Genomic DNA, 16,793 nt, shown 5'->3' on the forward strand with positions numbered 1-16,793 from the left:
GGCGGAGCTGTCCGTCCGTGAGCCCGCGATGGTGATTCTCATACCGCAAGAACAGCACCAGCTAGGAGCCGAGTGTCAACTCATGCAACGGGAGCAGGCCCGCGATCGGTCCGCTCCTCAGTACCCGTGCCGACGGCCGCGGTGGTGTGGGGGGTGATTATCGGGGCGGTGCAGGCGGCTTCACCGCTGGCGGTATGGTGGCTCGCCCCGTCCACTGTCTATGCTCTGGGCCTTGCGGTCATCGCCTCGGTGTATATCGGTTTCGCTGTGGCGGACGGACGTACGAAGGTGCTCGTGGTGGAAATCGGTGTTGCCGCCGTCTTTGTGGTGGCCGCTGCGACGGCGGTCTCGGGTTCATCCTGGATTTTCGTCGCCTGGTTGGCCGCACACGGGCTGAAGGATTTGTGGCAGCACCGCACGCAGTTCGTGCGCAACACCCGGTGGTGGCCGCCGTTTTGTGTCACTGTCGACTTCGTCGCCGCGGCAGTTCTTGCAGTACTCCTCGTGACTGGAGCAGACTTTCATGCCTGACCGCGGGCCCGGTACGCGCGGCACCACACCCGCCAAGGGCTCACACGCAAGACAGCGCGTCGCCCTGTTCGTTCTCATCGCGGCGCAGTTCGTGGTGATGCTCGACACCGCAGTCGTGAACGTGGCACTGCCCTCGATCCAAACGGATGTGGGACTCACCCAGACCGGTGTCGCCTGGGTGGTCAATGCCTACTTCCTGTGCTTCGGGGGATTCCTGCTGTTGTCCGGCCGGGCTGCTGACCTTTTCGGTAGCCGGCGGATGTTCATGCTCGGGTCGGCGCTGTTCACAGCCACGACTCTGATGGCCGGGTTGGCGCCCAACGAAACCCTCCTGGTGATCGCAAGGGCCCTCCAGGGGATTAGCGCGGCGGTTCTGAGCCCGGCCGCGCTCTCCCTTGTTCTACTGCGTTTCCAGGGGACCGGGCGGGCGAAAGCCATGGGCGCCTGGGGCGCCGCATCAGCCGCTGGGGGCGCGATCGGCGTCTCCGCCGGCGGGCTGGTGACAGCAGCGCTGGGTTGGCAGTGGGTGTTCTTTCTCACCGTCCCGATCACCCTGCTGACCTTCCTGGCCGCTCCGCTGCTCTTCGCTGCCCCAGCGGGGATGGGAACCCGCCGAAGCTTTGACGCGTGGGGGGCGGCATCCGTGACCGGAGCCGCGCTCTGCCTCATCTACGGGACCCTGTCGGTCGCTGAACGAGGATGGTTCTCGATCGAAACCATTGGCGGGGGTGTGGTCGGTGTTGCACTGCTCGGCGCATTCATCCTTATCGAGCGCCAGGCCGTTGACCCGATCGTTCCGCTGCAGGTGTTCCGGGAGCGGACAGTGTCGGCCGGCGTGCTCGTCGGGCTTTTGGGAGGAGCCTCGCGGGTATCGACGTTCTATCTCAGCGCCCTCTATCTGCAGCAGGTACTCGCCCTCAGCCCGGGCACCGCCGGATTCGCGATGGTTCCAACATCAGTAGCCGGATTCCTGGTTTCGCTCATGCTGCTTCCCCGTATCATCATGCGGTTGGGTGCGGGACCAACGCTGGTGCTGGGGTTGGCGCTGTTGGCATGCGGGCATTTCTGGCTCGCCCGCACTCCTGCCGACATCGGATATTGGGTCGATGTCCTGCCGGGGCTCCTCCTGGCCGCGGCAGGAGTAGCCCTGAGCTTCACCCCTTCCACGATGGTGATCGCCTCGGGCATCCCGTCGACGCTGACCGGGCTGGCGTCGGGAATGGCGAACGCCAGCTCGCAGATCGGCGGCGCGTTCGGCATCGCAGCCTTCAGCGCCATTGCGGCGATTGCCACGCAGGCCGCCGGACTTGCCATCGGGTTCCGACACGCCTTCAGTGCCGCAGGAGTCGTTGCGGTGATCGCCGCGGTCGTCGCGGCCGCCTATCTCCGCCCGGGATCGGGGGCGCCCCCACCCGTGCGGGCAACACCGTCATAGCTCCCGGGTGATCGCTTCACAAAGGTGACGGGCATCCGCGCCGACGAAACCCAGCAGGGCGGATCCTCGGTTTCGCTGCCAGGGCCGGCCGATGGTGTACAGGCCGGGCATCGATGTGCATCCTGCCTCGGTGACGAGATTGCCCGCTCGGTCCCTGATTGCCGGCACGTCGATCCAGCGGTCGTCGGCATGAAAGCCGGTGGCCCAAATGACGGCGTCAGGTCGAAGGATCGCGCCGTCGGCGAAAGTCATACTGGTAGCGTCAGCACCGATGACACCGGGATGAAGCACAACACCGGCGTTCCGCAGCTGTCGGCGGCTCGTACCAACGATCGGCTCCGCTCGGCTGAGGCGCCGACCGATCGGAGTATTCGGCCCGGCGGCGAGGATGCCGCTCCTGTCCAGCCACCAGAAAAGGTCACGACCGAGCATTCGTTGCGGAACCGTCCGTGCCCTGGTGCGCTCGGCTAAGTGCACGCTTCTACCTGCCAGCGCAAGTTCCAGCGCGATCTGGAAACCAGAGTTCCCGCCTCCGACAACGACCACCTTTTCCCCTCGAACCTGGGCCGGATTCCGGTACGCCTGGGAATGGAGTTGCTGGATGCCCGCATCGATGGCCGCCGCGAACGGGGGCACCCATGGTGTGGAGAATGGGCCGGTGGCGATCACCACCCGGTCAGGGCGGTCAGGGACGCCGCCAACGTCGATGAGGAAGCTCTCGCCATCGTGCCGGACACTTCGAACGGGCGCCTGCAGTCGGATGTTGAGCTCGTGGGCTTCTGCGTAGTCGCTGAGGTATCGGCTGACCTCGTCCTTTGAGGGATAGCTCCATGGGTCCTCGGATGGGAATGGCGAACCAGGCAGGCCTGAATATCGGGCCGGGGTGAAGAGCCTCAAGGAGTCCCACCGCTCCGACCAACTTGCCCCGAGCCGATCACTGGCGGTGAGGATCACATAGTCCAGACCGGCCGCCTGCAGGTGATAGCCGATCGCGAGACCGGCCTGGCCTGCACCGACGACCACAATGGATTCGCTCATGACGACGCTCCGGACTCCTTCTGGTAGATGGTGCCATCATCCTGCGTGGGACGGTGGATGAGAGTCAGGTTCGGGGTCGCAGCGTCCTTGCCGGACGTGTTGCAGCAGTCTCTCACGGTGGGTTTCTTTTCGGGGCCAGGGATGGCATTGCTCGGCGGCAGCAGACGGGAACGGGGGGCCGCGGCGGGTTGACCGCTGGTTTCGCGTGAAGGCAGCTACCTGCTTCATGCTGTGACGTGCCTCGGCACAGTGCTTGACAGTTCCGCCCACGCGAGGGGCGCTGCCGGACCCGCAGGTGCAGGTGCGGCTGGCGATATAAAGGTCACCGTCCAAATGCAACCGCTGCGCCTCGGTGCCAAGGGCAGAGTGCAGAGGGCAGAGGGAACACCTGGAACCGGAAGAGTCTCCGGGTGTCTTCCCTGGCCCGTCCGGATCAAACCTTCACAAGCTGCCGTTCTGGTTCCGGCGCTTCCCGGACTCCGTCGGCCGGGTGTCGGGTGAGCCTGCTGCCTTCGACGTCGACATCGGGCAGGATCCGTGCCAGCCAGGCCGGGCACCACCAGGCGGCACGGCCGAAGATCTGCATCAGGGCAGGCACGAGCGTCATGCGGACGAGGAACGCATCGACGAACACGCCGAACCCGAGCGCGAAGCCGATGGCGCGGATGTCCGGGACCTCGGAAAAGACAAATCCGCCAAATACGGCGATCATGATGATGGCCGCGGCCGTGACGACCCGTGCGCCGTGGCTGTATCCGGCCCGGACGGCACGGCGCGCGTCACCGCGTTGGACATAGGATTCGCGCATGCCGGACACCAGGAACATCTGGTAATCCATGGCCAGGCCGAACAGGACACCGATCAGGATGATGGGCAGGAAGGCCATAATCGGGGCCGGGTCGCCGGTGCCGAACAATTCGCTGAACCATCCCCACTGGAATACCGCCACCACGGCGCCCAGGGAGGCGGTGAGGGAGAGCAGAAAGCCTGCCGTCGCCTTCAGAGGCACCAGGATGGAGCGGAAGACCAGGAGCAGCAGGACCAGGGAGAGCCCGATAACCACTGCCAGGTAGAGGGGCAGGGCATTGGCCAGTTTGGCCGAGACGTCAATGTTCATGGCGGTTTGCCCGGTGACGCCGACATCGGTGGCTCCGGAGTCGCGCTCGTAATCGGCGGCGTCCGCGCGCAGGGCCTGCACGAGGTGCTCGGTGCTCTGGCTGGACGGGCCGTCTACCGGGATGACCTGCACGGTGGCGAAGGTTCCGTCATCGCTGATAGCGGCCGGATACGCGGCGGCGACGTGTTCGGTACTGGTCAGTTTCCGCGTCAAGGCGGTCACAACCTTCTCCGCGTCGATGCGCTCGGGTATGGTGGCGGCCACCAGGAGCGGGCCGTTGGTGCCGGCGCCAAAGCCGTCTTCGATCAGTTTGTACGCCTGGTAGCTGCTGCTCTCAGGCAGGTTGGCCGACTCATCGGGCAGACCGAGCCGCATGCTCAGGGCCGGGATCGAGACCAGCCCGAGCAGTAGGACAGTACTGATGACCACGCTTACGGGGTGGGCGGTGACGAACCGCGCCCAGCGGCTTTCTCTCTTCGGTGAGGTCCCAGCATCGTTGGTCCGGGTGCCAGCGGCTTCCCTGGCTCGTCTGGGAATGATGCGGTTCCCCACCAGGCTCAGCAGCGCGGGGGTCAGGGTGAGCGCGACCAGGACCGCGACCGCGACGGCGCCGGCGGCGGACAGGCCCATGACGGAGAGGAAGGGGATGCCAGGCAGGGTCAGGGCCGCCAAAGCGATAACGACGGTGAGACCGGCGAACAGGACGGCGTTGCCCGACGTGCCGACCGACAGAGCGGCGGATTGCGCCGCTGGCATGCCCCGCAGCATCTGGTTGCGGTGGCGGTTGACGATGAACAGACAGTAGTCGATACCGACCGCCAGGCCGAGCATGAGGGCGAGGATGACCGCGTTCTGGCTGATGGAGAACACCTGGGTGAACGCGAAGACCGTTCCGAGGCCGACCGCGACACCGAACAGGGCGGTCAGCAGCGGCAGGCCGGCGGCGATCAGGGATCCCAGGGCCGCCACCAGGACGATGGCGGCAATAACGATGCCGACGATTTCGCTGCTGCCGATAGCGGAGGGGCTGCCGGAAATGCCGGGGCTGAACTGTGCTTCCAGTCCGGCATCGGCGAGGGGGTCGGCGGCGGCCATTATGGCAGCCCGGGTGGTATCAGCGGGGGAACCACCGGCCTCGTAGACCACCTCGACGACGGCGATGCGTCGGTCGGGTGACACGGCGCCGGTCACGGCTGGGTCCGACGCGTCCTTGACCTGATCCAGGGCCGAAATGCGGTCCAGTTCGCCGGCCAGGACCGCAAACTGGGCCGGTGAGATCTGCTCGCCGGCTGGGGCGGCGACGACCATGCGCCCGGATTTTTCCTTGGGAGCGGGGATTTTGTCCTCGAGCTTGTCCAGCAGCTCCTGGGACTGCGTGCCGGGGATACCGGTCGAATCATTCAACGGGCCGCCGAATGTTGCCACCGAGGCGAAGACAATGACAATTGTGGCCACCCAGGCGGAGACCGTTAACCACCGCCTGTGAAAACAGAACGCGCCGACGCGGTAGAGGAGACCGGACATTGAAAAACTCCTTCAGGAAAGTGCGGTGCTGTCGTATCCAGCCAGGGCCGGACCGCTGGTAGTAGTGAAGATGCCGGACATCGCGGGAATCGGGGACCACCGGCTGCGCAGAGGCGGCGCTCTGGTGGGAGCCCGGCAGGCGCGGGTGATTGCGGCGTGGAGGTTCACCAGCCCACCGGGAGGGGCCGGCGGGCTGGCTGGGACGCCACGAACGAGCAGGCGGGATGGCCGCCCAGGGCCCGGTTCCGTGGGGCGAAAAGATCCGGCGCGGCGTTGGCGGTCACCATGGTGGAAATGCACCGGACCTTATCGTTCGGGCCCCCGATGAAATGGAACCAAAGCCAGCAACCCCGGCGTCGAAGAGGTTCGCGTCTTCGGACGAGGGGATGACAGGTTTCCTGCGTCCCTACCGGGTCAGTGGGGTCCCGGTCCGCACGGCGGTGACGGCGTCGAGGATCCCCCGTGCGGTCTCGGCGGCGTCCTGTTCATCGCCGAGCAATGACCCGTGCGTAGCCCCGTCGACGAAGCGGTGCAGGCTGTTGGTCGACAGGGTAGCCATGGCGTTCTGCGATTCGGTCCATCCGGATCTGGTGCCGCTGCCGGCCGTCAGGACGACCAGGGGCTTGTCGGCGAAGGTCCTCAGCGCGGCGCCCTGCTGCACGGAGGACCCTGCAAGGAGGTATTCGTCCACCGTGCTCTTCAGATGATCGCCCGACTCCACTCCAAGGAGCGGGCCGATGCCGAACCGCCCTGCGGCCCCGGCCAGTGCCGACAGCCGGCTCGTGGTGTCATTGGGGCGCGCGGGCTCCCCCGCGTCGGGCCCCGGGTCCGACGCGGGCGCGGTCGAGTCCACCAGCACCAGTCCGGCGACCTCTTCGGGATAGCGGGCGGCGAAGGTGAGGGCATAGAGGCCGCCTAAGGAATGACCGGCCAGTACGTAGGGTCCGGGCTCGTTCCCGCGCTGCAGCAGCGTATGCAGGTCGGCGGCGATCTGCGCGCCGTCCTGCACGACGTTCGCCGGATCGCTCAACCCGCGCCCCGCCCGGTCATAGACGCACACCCGGGTCTCACGGGCGACGGTCGGCGCGATCAGGGCGACGTCCGACGACGTCAGGGCCGCGCCCGGTTCAAGCACGACCGTGGGGCTGCCCGAGCCGGTGCAGTTCAGGTACAGGCGGTGACCGCCGACGTCGATCAACTGCCCCTGCCCGGGAAGATTCGCCGCCGGAACGGCTCCGCGCACTGTTTCCAGGCCCCCGCCCAGCGACGCCAGGACCAGCAGCACGGCCACCGGGTAGAGCAGCAGGCGGCCGGTCCGGCTGCGAAGCCGTCGACTGACCTGGAAAAACATCCAGACCGCCAACACCAGCAAGACCGGCGGCCCCACCCAGACGAGCACTGCCTGCATCGGGGCACCGAAAACCAGCAGAAGAAGACCGCCCATTCCCATCACGAGGGCCGGGACGAGAGCCCACCGTTGTGGCTGATCAGTGAACCTCACCGAGAGCGCCGCCAGCGTTGCCCATCCCAGCGCCAGACCCACCAGAATACCGCCGGCCACCCCGCTCTCGGTCGGCGGGATGAACGGGGCCGCAGCCAACAGCACTGCGGCGAGGAGCCCGGTGATCAGCGCGCCGGTCACCATCCAGCCGATGGCTTTCCTGGGTGGAGAATCGGGGCGGGGCAGCTTCTTCTGGCCCTGTGGTGTGAGGCTCGGGGGGGTGGTATTCAACGGGGGCTCGATTCCATAGGTGAGCGGTCACAGTCCATGCAGCGGACCATCTGGGAGTAGGTTGACCTGTGGTGAAGGCTGCGGGGCCACGAGCTCTTCCCTCCGTACCGGGCGGGATGGTCTGCTCGGGTGCAGCCGGTCTGTTGTTTTAGTGCAGGAGCCATAGAATGTCGCCCGCTGGTTTGCCTGCAGGTGCTGGCGTGGCTGTCGCAGCGGTGCTGAGCGCAGGCGCGGCTGTGGTGAGGTAAGGGCCCTCACTCGGTTTCGGCGAAGGCGCGGACCGGGAAGGTGCCAAAGTCGGCGACTTTTGGCGGCACGGCGGTGAAGCGGGCCCCATGCGCCGGAAGGTCGCCGAGGTTGGTGAGGTGTTCGACGATATGAATTCCTGCACCCAGCAGGAGGGTGTGTGCGGGACGGGATCCGCCCGAGTCCTTGTCGTCGATGTTCAGGGAATCGATGCCCACCAGCGCCGCGCCGGCATCGACCAGGAAACGTGCGCCTTGTTCGGTCAGGAACGGGGCGCCGGTTGCGTACTCGGGCATGCCGAAGTACCGGTCCCAGCCGGTGTGCAGCAGGACCGCGGCTCCTTCCAGGTTCCTGCCTCCGAAGGCCTCGGCATCGATGCCGCGCCCTGCCGCCTGCGGCAGGTGAATTACCTCGGCGGGCAGGCCGACGAGTGATTCGAGTTCCAGGCCGGCAAGATCGGTTCCGCCGGCGAAGCAGTGGAACGGGCTGTCGATGTAGGTGCCGGTGTTGCCGATCATGGTGATCATGTCCAGCGTGAACTCAGAGCCGGGCGCGTACTTGGCCGGCGATTCCTCACGGGAGAGGTATGAATCGATGATGGGAGTCGGAAGCCCGGGATAGGTTACCCCTCCTACCGCGATGGTGTGGCTCAGATCGATCACCCGGCGCGCGCGACGGGTGGGGGTTGGGGCGTGAGTGTTGGACGGAGTCGTTGGCATTGGTTTTCTCTTTCAGGGATGCTGGGTAGCTGCTGTGGCTTGCAGGTTGTGTCAGCGCATTCAATGGGGCATATTCATCGCAGGCTTCACATGAGGTACGAGTAGCCAGCGCGGTGCCAACCGCGGCTCCCTGTGCGGGAGGAGGGCTTCCGGCGGGTTCATCGCGTGGAGCGGCACTGGAAGTCAGGGGGCGATGACCTGGCTGCGGCGCTCGACCAGGAACACGTCACGCCAGGTTCCTTCCTGTGGTCCGTAGGTCATGAGCGCCAGCCGTTCGCGGCGTCCGACGATTCTGAATCCGTGGACGGCATGCAGCCTGAGACTTCCTGCATTCTCCGGAAAAATACCGGATTGGATCGTCCAAATACCGGCCTTCTCTGCGGAATCGACCAGCGCTTCCAGCAGAGCGTTCCCCACGCCGCGGCCGCGCGCTTGGGGGGCAACATAAACGGAATGCTCGACAACTCCCTGGTACGCCTCCCGGCTGGACGTCGCTGACGCGGCCGCCCAGCCGAGAATGGTGCCGCCGTCGACTGCCACCAGCCGCTGGTTGGCAAGCCTGCCGGCGTCGAAGTTCTTCCACGTCGGTGGTTCCCTTTCAAAAGTGGCGTGACCGGTGGCAATGCCGTCTCGGTAGATGTCCTCGACCGAGGGCCAGTCGGTCCGACCCATCGGGCGGATGACCGGACCGCTCACGAGCAGCAGCCGGCGGATTCGCCGGTGTCGGTGGAGCCACTGGCGGCTCCCCCACTGTCGGTGGAGCAGCTGGCAGACCCACCGATATCCGTGGAGCAGACGCCGGTTTCGGGCAGGACAAGGTGCACCTGGCGCGCTGCGACAAGGTTTCCGGCGAGCTCGTCGGCGATGGAGCGCACCTGCTCATAGCCGGTGGCGAGCAGGAAGGTCGGCGCACGACCGTAGCTCTTCATCCCCGCGATGTAGAAGTTCGGCTCGGGGTGGGACAGTTCGACTACTCCGTGTGGTCGCACGCTGCCGCAGCTGTGCAGGTTCGGGTCGATGAGCGGGGCCAGGGCGCGGGGGGCTTCTACGATTTCATCCAGCGACAGACGGATCTCCCGGAGCATGTCGATGTTGGGGCGGAACCCGGTGGCGTTGGCCACCAGATCGGCTTCGATGGTTGTCGGGACGCCCTGGCGTCGCCCGGTCACGCTGACGCGGCCGTTCCCCGCCGGAGCGAGGTCATCGATTTCAAAGTGGTCCACCAAGGCGACAAGGCCTTCCCGGACCAGGTCATGGGTTATGCTGCCCAGCTGGCCGCGTCCTTCCAGCTCGTCCGCGGCCGATCCGTAAACGCGCACCGGGGTGGCGCTGCGGATAGCCCAGGTGATCGTCGTGCCCGGCACCTCGCGGGCCAGGGCCGCGAGCTTCAGCAGCGTGTTGGCGGCGGAGTGCCCGGCGCCGACGACGAGGGTGTGCTTGCCTGCGAACTTCACCCGGTCGGCGCCGAGGACATCGGGCAGAGCGTGGGTGATGTTGGCCCGCACCTGGTCCGCGTGCAACGGGGCGAGACCGCTGGCGGTCAGCATGTTGGGTGAACTGTAGGTCCCCGAGGTGTCAATTACCGCCCGGGCCAGATGTTCAGTCGCCGCACCGTCCTGGATGATGCGGAGCAGGAACGGCGTTGAGCTGCGGTTTTTGGACCGGGTGCGGTCCATGCCCTGCCGGGTGACGTCGCTGACGGAGCTGCCGTAACGGATACGGGGTGCCAGCTCCGGTGTTGCCGCCAGTGGAAGCAGGTAGTCGTCCACAAGTTCTCGACCCAGGGGCATCGTCGTGGCTGCCGGTGATTCCCACGCAGCTTTGTCGAGCAGTCGGCGCGCGGCTTCGTCGATCAGGAACTTCCATGGGGAGAACAGACGGGTGTGGCCCCACGCCGAAACGGCGGCGCCTGCCGCGGGACCGGCTTCGAAAACAACGACATCGATGCCGCGCTCGAGGAGCTGCGCCGCTGCCGCAAGACCGACCGGGCCTGCCCCAATAATGGCAACGGGGTAATCAACCAGTAGCTGACCGGTGACAACGCTCAGGGCAGGTAGGGTCTGGAGGCTCATTGTTTTTCTCCTTGGTGGACGACGTGTCGATCAAGGCAACCGTCGTATGGGGCTCATTGGTGCGCTTATATCGATGCTTGTCGATATAAACTACAACCGAACATCGACGCTTGTCAATACGTATGCGAGAATCGAGTTATGTCATCGACCGCACTGCTCCCGCTTTCGGATATCACCGCCTGCTGCGCCCCGATCACCCAGGAAACGATCAGCGCGGACAACGCCGAAAAGCTCGCACGCACGCTCAAGGCCATCGCCGACCCGACCCGTCTGCGGCTGTTATCGATGGTGGGTGCCCATGAAGATGCCGAAGTGTGCGCATGCGATCTCACGGAACCCTTGGGGGTTGGGCAGCCCACCGTGTCACACCATCTCAAGATTCTGGTGGATGCCGGGATTCTCTCCCGGGAAAAGCGGAGCCAGTGGGCGTACTACAAGCTCGTGCCGGGGGCGCTCGACTCGATCGGAAGCCTGCTCGCCACCACCTGAGTGCAGGTGAGGCGGACTGGAAGCCTCGCTAGGGTCCGGCATCGAAACCCCTGCAGGTTCCACTGCCCCCACACTTAGCCCACTCCAACGCGGCCGCCCCGGGGCTACGGTTGCTGGGCAAGTGAACGCCGCCTGGGAATCAGACTGAGACGCAGTGATCAGGCTCAGGGAGGCGCCTGGCCCCGACGCGTTTTCCGGGTGGGCGGCCACCGCGACGCGGGGGCTGGTGCTGGTGCCACCGGCGGCCGTCAACCTCACGGTCGAGCACTTTCCATGCGTGGACGGGCCCTGGGGTCCGTGGCCGTGTCGCTCGCAGCGGCGATATCGCCCTTGGGCGCACCCGGGTGCGCCGCGGCATTCTCGGGCGTCGCAGCGGGGCTCCTGTGCAGGCGTGCCCGCGAAATCGATGCACCGGCTGCAAAGAGCAACCCCGCGTAGGCCAGCTGCAGGGGCCCGAATGACAGCGCGGCCAGCACCGCAAGTGCGGCGGCGACTGCGACGCCAAAGATCCTGCGGGCACCTGGGAAGAGGACAAGGTAGGCAGCAGCGCACATCAGGTACAGCAGGAAGAAGTTCTTGCCGGCCACCTCGAGCATGGTGCCGACGGGGATCAGACCGGCCTGGGAAATGATGATCACCAGGATGAATCCGGCGGCGCAGGCCAGGACTGCGTTCCGGGGGATCTTCCCGGTGGAGAGTTTGGCCAGTGGGCGTGGCAGGAGTTGTTCGCGGGCGCTGGACATCACCAGGCGTGAGGCGCCCCAGATGGCCCCGACCAGGTTCGCGAAGATGATCATGACGCCGAACACGGAGATGACGGCCGCCAGCCGTGGATCGATGAGAGCGGCAAGGGCCTGCACGGGTGCGGTTGTGGCTTCGGCACCGCCGCCGGGAAGGGCGGACTGAAGACCCCAGGCCAGCAGGAAGTACATGACCGTGACAATCAGGAAGCTCACGGCCACGACCCGGGGGAAATCCCGCTTTGGATTCGCGTATTCCTCGGTGGTGAAGGAAATCATCTCCCAGCCGGCGAAGGCGAAGAAGACGATCCCGATGCCCATGAAAGCACTGTTGATTGCCTCATTGGTCAGGTCCGGGATGATAGCCGACGGGACCCCAATGATCAGTGCCACCAACCCCAGTGCGATCAGCACCGCGGTCAGGACGACGGCCAGCGTGATCTGGACCCTGGTGGAGAATTTCGCTCCAACGTACACGACGGCGGCGGCCGCACCGACCAGGGCGACGGATACTACTCCGACGGGGACCGCTTCCAGGAGGGGCATCGCCGTAGCGTAGGCCCCCCCGGTCAGTGCGATTGCAGGGACGCCCAGTCCGAACGTCCCGAGGAGCAGGACCTCCGTGCCGGCGGCGGCGCTGCGCCCGAAGGCTTGCTGAAGGAACCCTGCAACTCCGCCGGCTCCTGGGAAGGTGGAGCCGAGAGTGGCGAAGATGAGCAGCAGCGGAACCGTGATCAGGGCTGCGAGTAGCCACGACATGAGCGCGGACTCGCCCACTTGGGAGTAGGCAATCCCGGGAAGGACAAGGGCACCACTTCCGACGACGGTCGTGATTGCCAGGGCGATGGCCCCGGGAAGCCGGAGGTGGCCGTTCATCCGCTCACCTGGTGCGCTGGTTTGGCTCATGCGGTGCTGGTCCGATCAGTGGTCGGTGCTGCTGGGTGGATGGTCCTCGGCTTCGAGGACTCCTGTGTGGACTGCTGGCCCCTTGGCCATGTCGTGTACGCCACTCCGTCGGGTCCGGCCGTGGAGCCGTGGGTTGCGCCTGTCCCGAACGTGATCCTGACACCAACGGGCAGCCCTGCGGCTATGGCTGGCGTGTGGAGAGCGCGCGCGATAGCGTGCCCTAGAAACTCTCCAGGATCGTTTGGGTTGTCACGACGGCGGCGAAGTCTCCGCCCCACAGGTTCGTCGCCGTGACCTCGGATAGGTCCGCCGCTTTCATCACCACACCGGACGGACCGAGAAGGTCAAAGGTATGGCAGGCGTCGATGGCAACCGCCGTGCCGAATCCCAGGTTGTCGGACATGCGTGCCGTGGTTTCGACGCACATGTTGGTTTGTATTCCGCATAGGATGACTTCTTTAATTCCACTGGTGGTGAGCCAGTCAGCAAGGTCGGGTGACCCGAGGAATGACGAATTTACTGTCTTGGTGACGGCTAATGTCGGTTGGACGTCAGCCAGGAATGGTTTGAGTTGGGCACTACTCCGGTCCGGGTGAAAGGTGGATTCAGGACGCTCGGACGTGTGTGTCACCATGACGACGGGAAGTCCACGTTCTTGCCAGCGTTTGACGAGGCGGAGGATGTTTTTTTCAGCATCCAGATTGTCTCGTTCTCCCCAGTAGCTGTGATCATCGAACGTCTGCTGCACGTCGATGATGATGAGTGCCGTATTCGTCGACACCCGAAGATCACGGCTGCTGGCTGGCGACCTCTGCGCCGATGCTGGCGAGGTGTTTGTGTGCGTAGCATTTTCCGGATCAGCTGTAGTCATGGGTACTACTCTGCCTGCGCTTGATCACCACAGGTGAGTGGCAGTCAAGGCATCGTTCGATGAAATCCAGCCATATACTGATCTCATGCTTTCAGTGGCTCTTCTCCTGCTTCCAGGCGCCCGGCTGTTCGATGTTGCCATCATCACCGAAACATGGTCATCAGAGCGCCTTTCTTCGCCGCCCCTGGCCATCGAACTCCGCCGCTGCTCCGATACGGACGGCATGGTTCCGCTGACCGAAGGAGCCCAATGCGCCCCGGACGCATCCCTGGCATGGGCTGAGACGGCCGACGTCGTCCTGATCCCTGGCTTGGGCGACTCCGGCGTGGTCCCGGACGCCAGGTATCTGCGAGCGATCACCGAAGCGCACCGGCGCGGCGCGACGATCGCGTCCTTGTGCTCGGGTGCGTTCGTCTTGGCGGAAACCGGCCTATTGGATGGTGAGACCGCAACGACCCACTGGGGACTGACCAGCGCACTGGCTGCACGTTTCCCGGAAGTCCACGTTGACCCGTCGGTGCTCTTCGTCGGCAATAATCGCGTATGGACCTCTGCCGGCGTCGCTGCAGGAATCGACCTGAGCATCCACCTCATAAAAATGCTTTGTGGCGGGCAAGCGGCAACGACGGTAGCGAGATCGATGGTCATGGCACCCCATCGGACCGGGGGGCAGGCACAATTCGTGCGTTCCCCCGTGGCCGTGAAAGAAGCCGACGGAGACGCCTCGGAGGTGGTTCGGTCGTTATTGGCGGCCGACCCCCGCCGGACGCGGACGGTGGCGGAGTTCGCCCGGAACGCATCCATGTCGGAGCGCACCTTCGCTCGACGGTTTATGGCCGAAACTGGAACGACGCCCCATCGATGGGTCATGAACTGGCGCATCGACGAGGCCAGCCAGCTGTTGGAAGAAAGCGACGCGTCCATAGCGGAGATTGCCAGGGCCGTTGGGTTCGCGTCGCCGGTGACTTTCCGTCAGCGATTCCGGGAGGTTAAGGGTGTGGCGCCGATGGAATACCGCCAAGCCTTTCAGATGCGAAGCTAGGCTCCCGCCCGGTGCTGAGAACAGCCGAGGTTGAAGACATGGTTGAGACACAGTGCGTGAACAGGAACCATAGTAGGCACTGGCCTTCCCCGACTCATAGCTAAGGTCTCCCCGACTTCTCCCCAGCGGGTCGTTCGACGAGACAGCCTGCAGACGGTTGAGAGCCCAATCGGGCGCACGAAAGTCGGACCCTTCCGCACATCTTCATGGTGCGCGTCAACCGTGCGTCGACCTTTCTAGCTGCCAACTCGGTGAATGGAAATTCCAGCAGGCACGGAGAGGGACCGGCTAACGGTCAGTGGCGCGGGGCCGGGGGCCTGTCAGTCCTTCATGTGAGACTGTGATCGTGATTGAGCGAGCAGTGAATTTTGAACGCCTCCGTTGGATGCTTTGCGGGACTTGCAGCACTGAGTGGCATACGAACTCTGAGTGGTTGGACCGATTTCACCAAGGAGATGAAGCCTGTCTAAAATGCGGCACCAACTGCGAGACCGAGGGGCGGCCGCGTTGAAGCCCGGCCAGACACTTCAGGACAACCGGTATTGCGCGTGGTCCCGCCAGTGTGGAGTCATCAGCTCAAGGATTCTGCGTATGCAGCCCGGCTCCCCTGCCCGTTCATAGTCCCAGTGAATGCTTTGCACGTAGGCGACCAGTCGTTGTTTCGTGGCTCCCTTTGCGATGACCTTCTTCAGGCACAGGTTGACGACGTGCCATACCGGCGGGTCCATCAGTAACCCCTGCCGTTTGGCGTCCATTGGTCGGCCGCAAGCCGGGCCTTGGTCCATACGTACTGTTCGGGGCAAACGCAGGCAGCCATGGTCTCCGCAGGTGCGGCGAGGTGCCATCTGGGCCTGACCTGTCACCGTAGGAGACTGGCGCCGAGTTCCTGCCGGCCGGAGCGGCTGCCGACCCGGAAGTGACAGCAAGGGCTGGCATGGAATAGCCAAGAAGGCGAGCGAACCGGGAAGATTGTAGGCAAGGAGGAAAGGCCTACTGGATCAGCGGCTGGCAGGAGAGTGCTCGGTTCAGACCCGGGTGGTGGCGTGTGCGGTAATCCACCTGCTGACGGCATCGACAACGTTCGGGTCGGTGCGCTTGCGGAAGAGTTTCTTGTAGGTGCCAAAGCTGGCCGGGTTGGGGTCCGCGCGCAGCAGGTGGGTAAGGTCGGTGGGGCGTTGAATCTCGACCGGTCCGGCTACCTGCCGGCGGATGATTTCCAGGTCATCGGGGTTCACTTGGAGGTCCTTGGCTCCTGTGATGGCCAGGACGGGGGCGGTGATGCGCGGCAGTACCGCTGCCGGGTCAAAATTGAGCAGTTCACGCTGCCAGCGCGCGTTGATGGTTCTTCCCTGCATGCGCATCGTGTCGGAACTGGTCGAGCGCAGCTTCGCCACCGCCTTTCGCTGCTGCTTGATGATGTCAATGCGTAGCACTTTGATGATAATCCCGGCAAGCGGCGGCAGCACCTGCGCGAGTTGCCGCGTCTGCCAGGCCATCGTTTCTTCTCCGGTGGTCCCGGGCGCGGCGAGGAGGACCACGCCTGCGAGTTGGCTCCGGTCTGCGGCGAGGAGTTCGGCGAGTATCGCCCCTTCGCTGTGACCGACCAGAAAAGCAGGCTCCTCAGCGGCAGGAGCTGAGGTCTCCAGCCACGTCAGCGCGGCAGCGGCGTCCACTTGGTTGTCTATAAGGCCGGTACGCAGATAGGAGCCTGATGAGCGCCCCACCCCCCGCTTGTCGAAGCGTAGCGAGGCGATTCCCTTGCCAGCGAACGCGTGGGCCAGATGCCGGCTGACGCTCAGTGGAATCCGGCGGTGGTCCGCATCGCGGTCAACCTTTCCGGACCCGGGAAGCAATAGAACCTGGGCAATCGGTGCACCTCCGGCGGGCCGCGTGTACGTTCCGGCCAGCACCTCGCCTTCTGAGGTGAAACTCATGTCCACCTCGGCGAAGGCAAGAGTGGGAGCGGAGGATATGAGCGCGTCAGCCAGTTCGTGCGCATTATCGGCGCTGACAACGATCGTTGAGAACTTCTCGTCGCGGAGGGTGAGAACCAGCGCCGTTTGGTTTGCTTTCGCTACAACGAGAATGCGCTGTCCGACGGCGCGCCAGGTCCCGATGCGGGTACGGCCCGGAAGGGCGAAGCCCGGCGCCCGGATCCCCTTGACCGCTGTGAACGGCTTGTCCGTGACGGCAACCGCCACAACCGCCGAGAGCGGGATTCTCAAATCCCCGACCAGACCAAGAACCTTCTCCGCTGCCCCGAACGTCAGTTCCAGCATTCCGTTACTAAGCGTAAGACGGGCCACGGATTACTCTCCTCATCAAAGTCTT

General features: G+C 64.9%; 15 protein-coding genes. 4 read left to right on the top strand and 11 right to left on the bottom strand.

Annotation, left to right across the window (positions count from 1 at the left end):
• The first annotated feature begins 72 nt into the window (after nt 1–72).
• Together H4V95_RS10405 and H4V95_RS10410 are read left to right on the top strand one after the other, a co-directional pair.
• On the top strand, nt 73–531 hold the full coding sequence (locus H4V95_RS10405) for a hypothetical protein (RefSeq protein ID WP_209730300.1): 459 nt from the start codon (nt 73–75) through the stop codon (nt 529–531).
• On the top strand, nt 524–1,966 hold the full coding sequence (locus H4V95_RS10410) for an MFS transporter (RefSeq protein WP_209730302.1): 1,443 nt from the start codon (nt 524–526) through the stop codon (nt 1,964–1,966). Before H4V95_RS10405 ends, H4V95_RS10410 begins: the two co-directional genes overlap by 8 nt.
• On the opposite strand, the gene H4V95_RS10415 is transcribed toward H4V95_RS10410, so the two are convergent.
• From H4V95_RS10415 to H4V95_RS10440, 7 genes are all read right to left on the bottom strand, one after another.
• Entirely contained in the window at nt 1,961–3,004 is a 1,044-nt protein-coding gene (locus tag H4V95_RS10415; protein WP_209730304.1) for an NAD(P)/FAD-dependent oxidoreductase, read from the bottom strand. The genes H4V95_RS10410 and H4V95_RS10415 overlap by 6 nt on opposite strands.
• 433 nt (nt 3,005–3,437) lie before the next feature.
• Nucleotides 3,438–5,645 (bottom strand): MMPL family transporter, encoded by a 2,208-nt coding sequence (locus tag H4V95_RS10420; protein ID WP_209730305.1) that lies wholly within the window; start codon nt 5,643–5,645, stop codon nt 3,438–3,440.
• Between the two features lie 164 nt (nt 5,646–5,809).
• Nucleotides 5,810–5,932: a hypothetical protein gene (locus H4V95_RS18650; protein WP_281064529.1), complete on the bottom strand. Its 123-nt coding sequence runs from the start codon at nt 5,930–5,932 to the stop codon at nt 5,810–5,812.
• A gap of 119 nt (nt 5,933–6,051) precedes the next feature.
• The gene (locus tag H4V95_RS10425; RefSeq protein ID WP_209730308.1) at nt 6,052–7,377 is read right to left on the bottom strand and encodes an alpha/beta fold hydrolase; all 1,326 of its coding nucleotides are present in this window, start codon (nt 7,375–7,377) and stop codon (nt 6,052–6,054) included.
• 254 nt (nt 7,378–7,631) lie between these two features.
• Nucleotides 7,632–8,342, bottom strand: coding sequence for a cyclase family protein (locus H4V95_RS10430; RefSeq protein ID WP_209730310.1), 711 nt, complete (start codon nt 8,340–8,342; stop codon nt 7,632–7,634).
• 183 nt (nt 8,343–8,525) lie between these two features.
• Nucleotides 8,526–9,014, bottom strand: a complete 489-nt coding sequence (locus tag H4V95_RS10435) for a GNAT family N-acetyltransferase (RefSeq protein WP_209731342.1) — start codon at nt 9,012–9,014, stop codon at nt 8,526–8,528.
• A gap of 20 nt (nt 9,015–9,034) precedes the next feature.
• Nucleotides 9,035–10,414 (bottom strand): FAD-dependent oxidoreductase, encoded by a 1,380-nt coding sequence (locus H4V95_RS10440; RefSeq protein ID WP_209730312.1) that lies wholly within the window; start codon nt 10,412–10,414, stop codon nt 9,035–9,037.
• Between the two features lie 138 nt (nt 10,415–10,552).
• Here H4V95_RS10440 and H4V95_RS10445 point away from each other — a divergent pair, with 138 nt between their 5' ends.
• Nucleotides 10,553–10,903 carry a metalloregulator ArsR/SmtB family transcription factor gene (locus tag H4V95_RS10445; protein ID WP_209730314.1) on the top strand — a complete coding sequence of 117 codons (351 nt, stop codon included), beginning with the start codon at nt 10,553–10,555 and terminating at the stop codon, nt 10,901–10,903.
• 254 nt (nt 10,904–11,157) lie between these two features.
• Here the strand turns inward: H4V95_RS10445 and H4V95_RS10450 are convergent, their stop codons facing one another.
• Nucleotides 11,158–12,519, bottom strand: coding sequence for an APC family permease (locus tag H4V95_RS10450; RefSeq protein ID WP_209730316.1), 1,362 nt, complete (start codon nt 12,517–12,519; stop codon nt 11,158–11,160).
• Nucleotides 12,520–12,769: 250 nt separating this feature from the next.
• Nucleotides 12,770–13,330: an isochorismatase family protein gene (locus H4V95_RS10455; protein ID WP_312884095.1), complete on the bottom strand. Its 561-nt coding sequence runs from the start codon at nt 13,328–13,330 to the stop codon at nt 12,770–12,772.
• A 175-nt stretch (nt 13,331–13,505) separates the two neighbouring features.
• On the opposite strand from H4V95_RS10455, the gene H4V95_RS10460 reads away from it, so the two are divergent.
• Nucleotides 13,506–14,462, top strand: coding sequence for a GlxA family transcriptional regulator (locus tag H4V95_RS10460; RefSeq protein ID WP_209730320.1), 957 nt, complete (start codon nt 13,506–13,508; stop codon nt 14,460–14,462).
• Between the two features lie 527 nt (nt 14,463–14,989).
• Here the strand turns inward: H4V95_RS10460 and H4V95_RS10465 are convergent.
• Nucleotides 14,990–15,190 (bottom strand): hypothetical protein, encoded by a 201-nt coding sequence (locus tag H4V95_RS10465; RefSeq protein WP_209730322.1) that lies wholly within the window; start codon nt 15,188–15,190, stop codon nt 14,990–14,992.
• Between the two features lie 297 nt (nt 15,191–15,487).
• Nucleotides 15,488–16,768 (bottom strand): alpha/beta hydrolase, encoded by a 1,281-nt coding sequence (locus H4V95_RS10470; protein ID WP_209730324.1) that lies wholly within the window; start codon nt 16,766–16,768, stop codon nt 15,488–15,490.
• Nucleotides 16,769–16,793 lie beyond the last annotated feature (25 nt).

The organism is Arthrobacter sp. CAN_C5, from assembly GCF_017875735.1.
Taxonomy (GTDB): Bacteria; Actinomycetota; Actinomycetes; order Actinomycetales; family Micrococcaceae; genus Arthrobacter_D.

Coding starts and splice junctions, on each gene's coding strand:
- H4V95_RS10435 (WP_209731342.1), bottom strand. CDS start 9,014: ATGGGTCGGACCGACTGGCCCTCGGTCGAGGACATCTACCGAGACGGC.
- H4V95_RS10440 (WP_209730312.1), bottom strand. CDS start 10,414: ATGAGCCTCCAGACCCTACCTGCCCTGAGCGTTGTCACCGGTCAGCTA.
- H4V95_RS10445 (WP_209730314.1), top strand. CDS start 10,553: ATGTCATCGACCGCACTGCTCCCGCTTTCGGATATCACCGCCTGCTGC.
- H4V95_RS10410 (WP_209730302.1), top strand. CDS start 524: ATGCCTGACCGCGGGCCCGGTACGCGCGGCACCACACCCGCCAAGGGC.
- H4V95_RS10460 (WP_209730320.1), top strand. CDS start 13,506: ATGCTTTCAGTGGCTCTTCTCCTGCTTCCAGGCGCCCGGCTGTTCGAT.
- H4V95_RS18650 (WP_281064529.1), bottom strand. CDS start 5,932: ATGGTGACCGCCAACGCCGCGCCGGATCTTTTCGCCCCACGGAACCGG.
- H4V95_RS10420 (WP_209730305.1), bottom strand. CDS start 5,645: ATGTCCGGTCTCCTCTACCGCGTCGGCGCGTTCTGTTTTCACAGGCGG.
- H4V95_RS10430 (WP_209730310.1), bottom strand. CDS start 8,342: ATGCCAACGACTCCGTCCAACACTCACGCCCCAACCCCCACCCGTCGC.
- H4V95_RS10415 (WP_209730304.1), bottom strand. CDS start 3,004: ATGAGCGAATCCATTGTGGTCGTCGGTGCAGGCCAGGCCGGTCTCGCG.
- H4V95_RS10465 (WP_209730322.1), bottom strand. CDS start 15,190: ATGGACCCGCCGGTATGGCACGTCGTCAACCTGTGCCTGAAGAAGGTC.
- H4V95_RS10450 (WP_209730316.1), bottom strand. CDS start 12,519: ATGAACGGCCACCTCCGGCTTCCCGGGGCCATCGCCCTGGCAATCACG.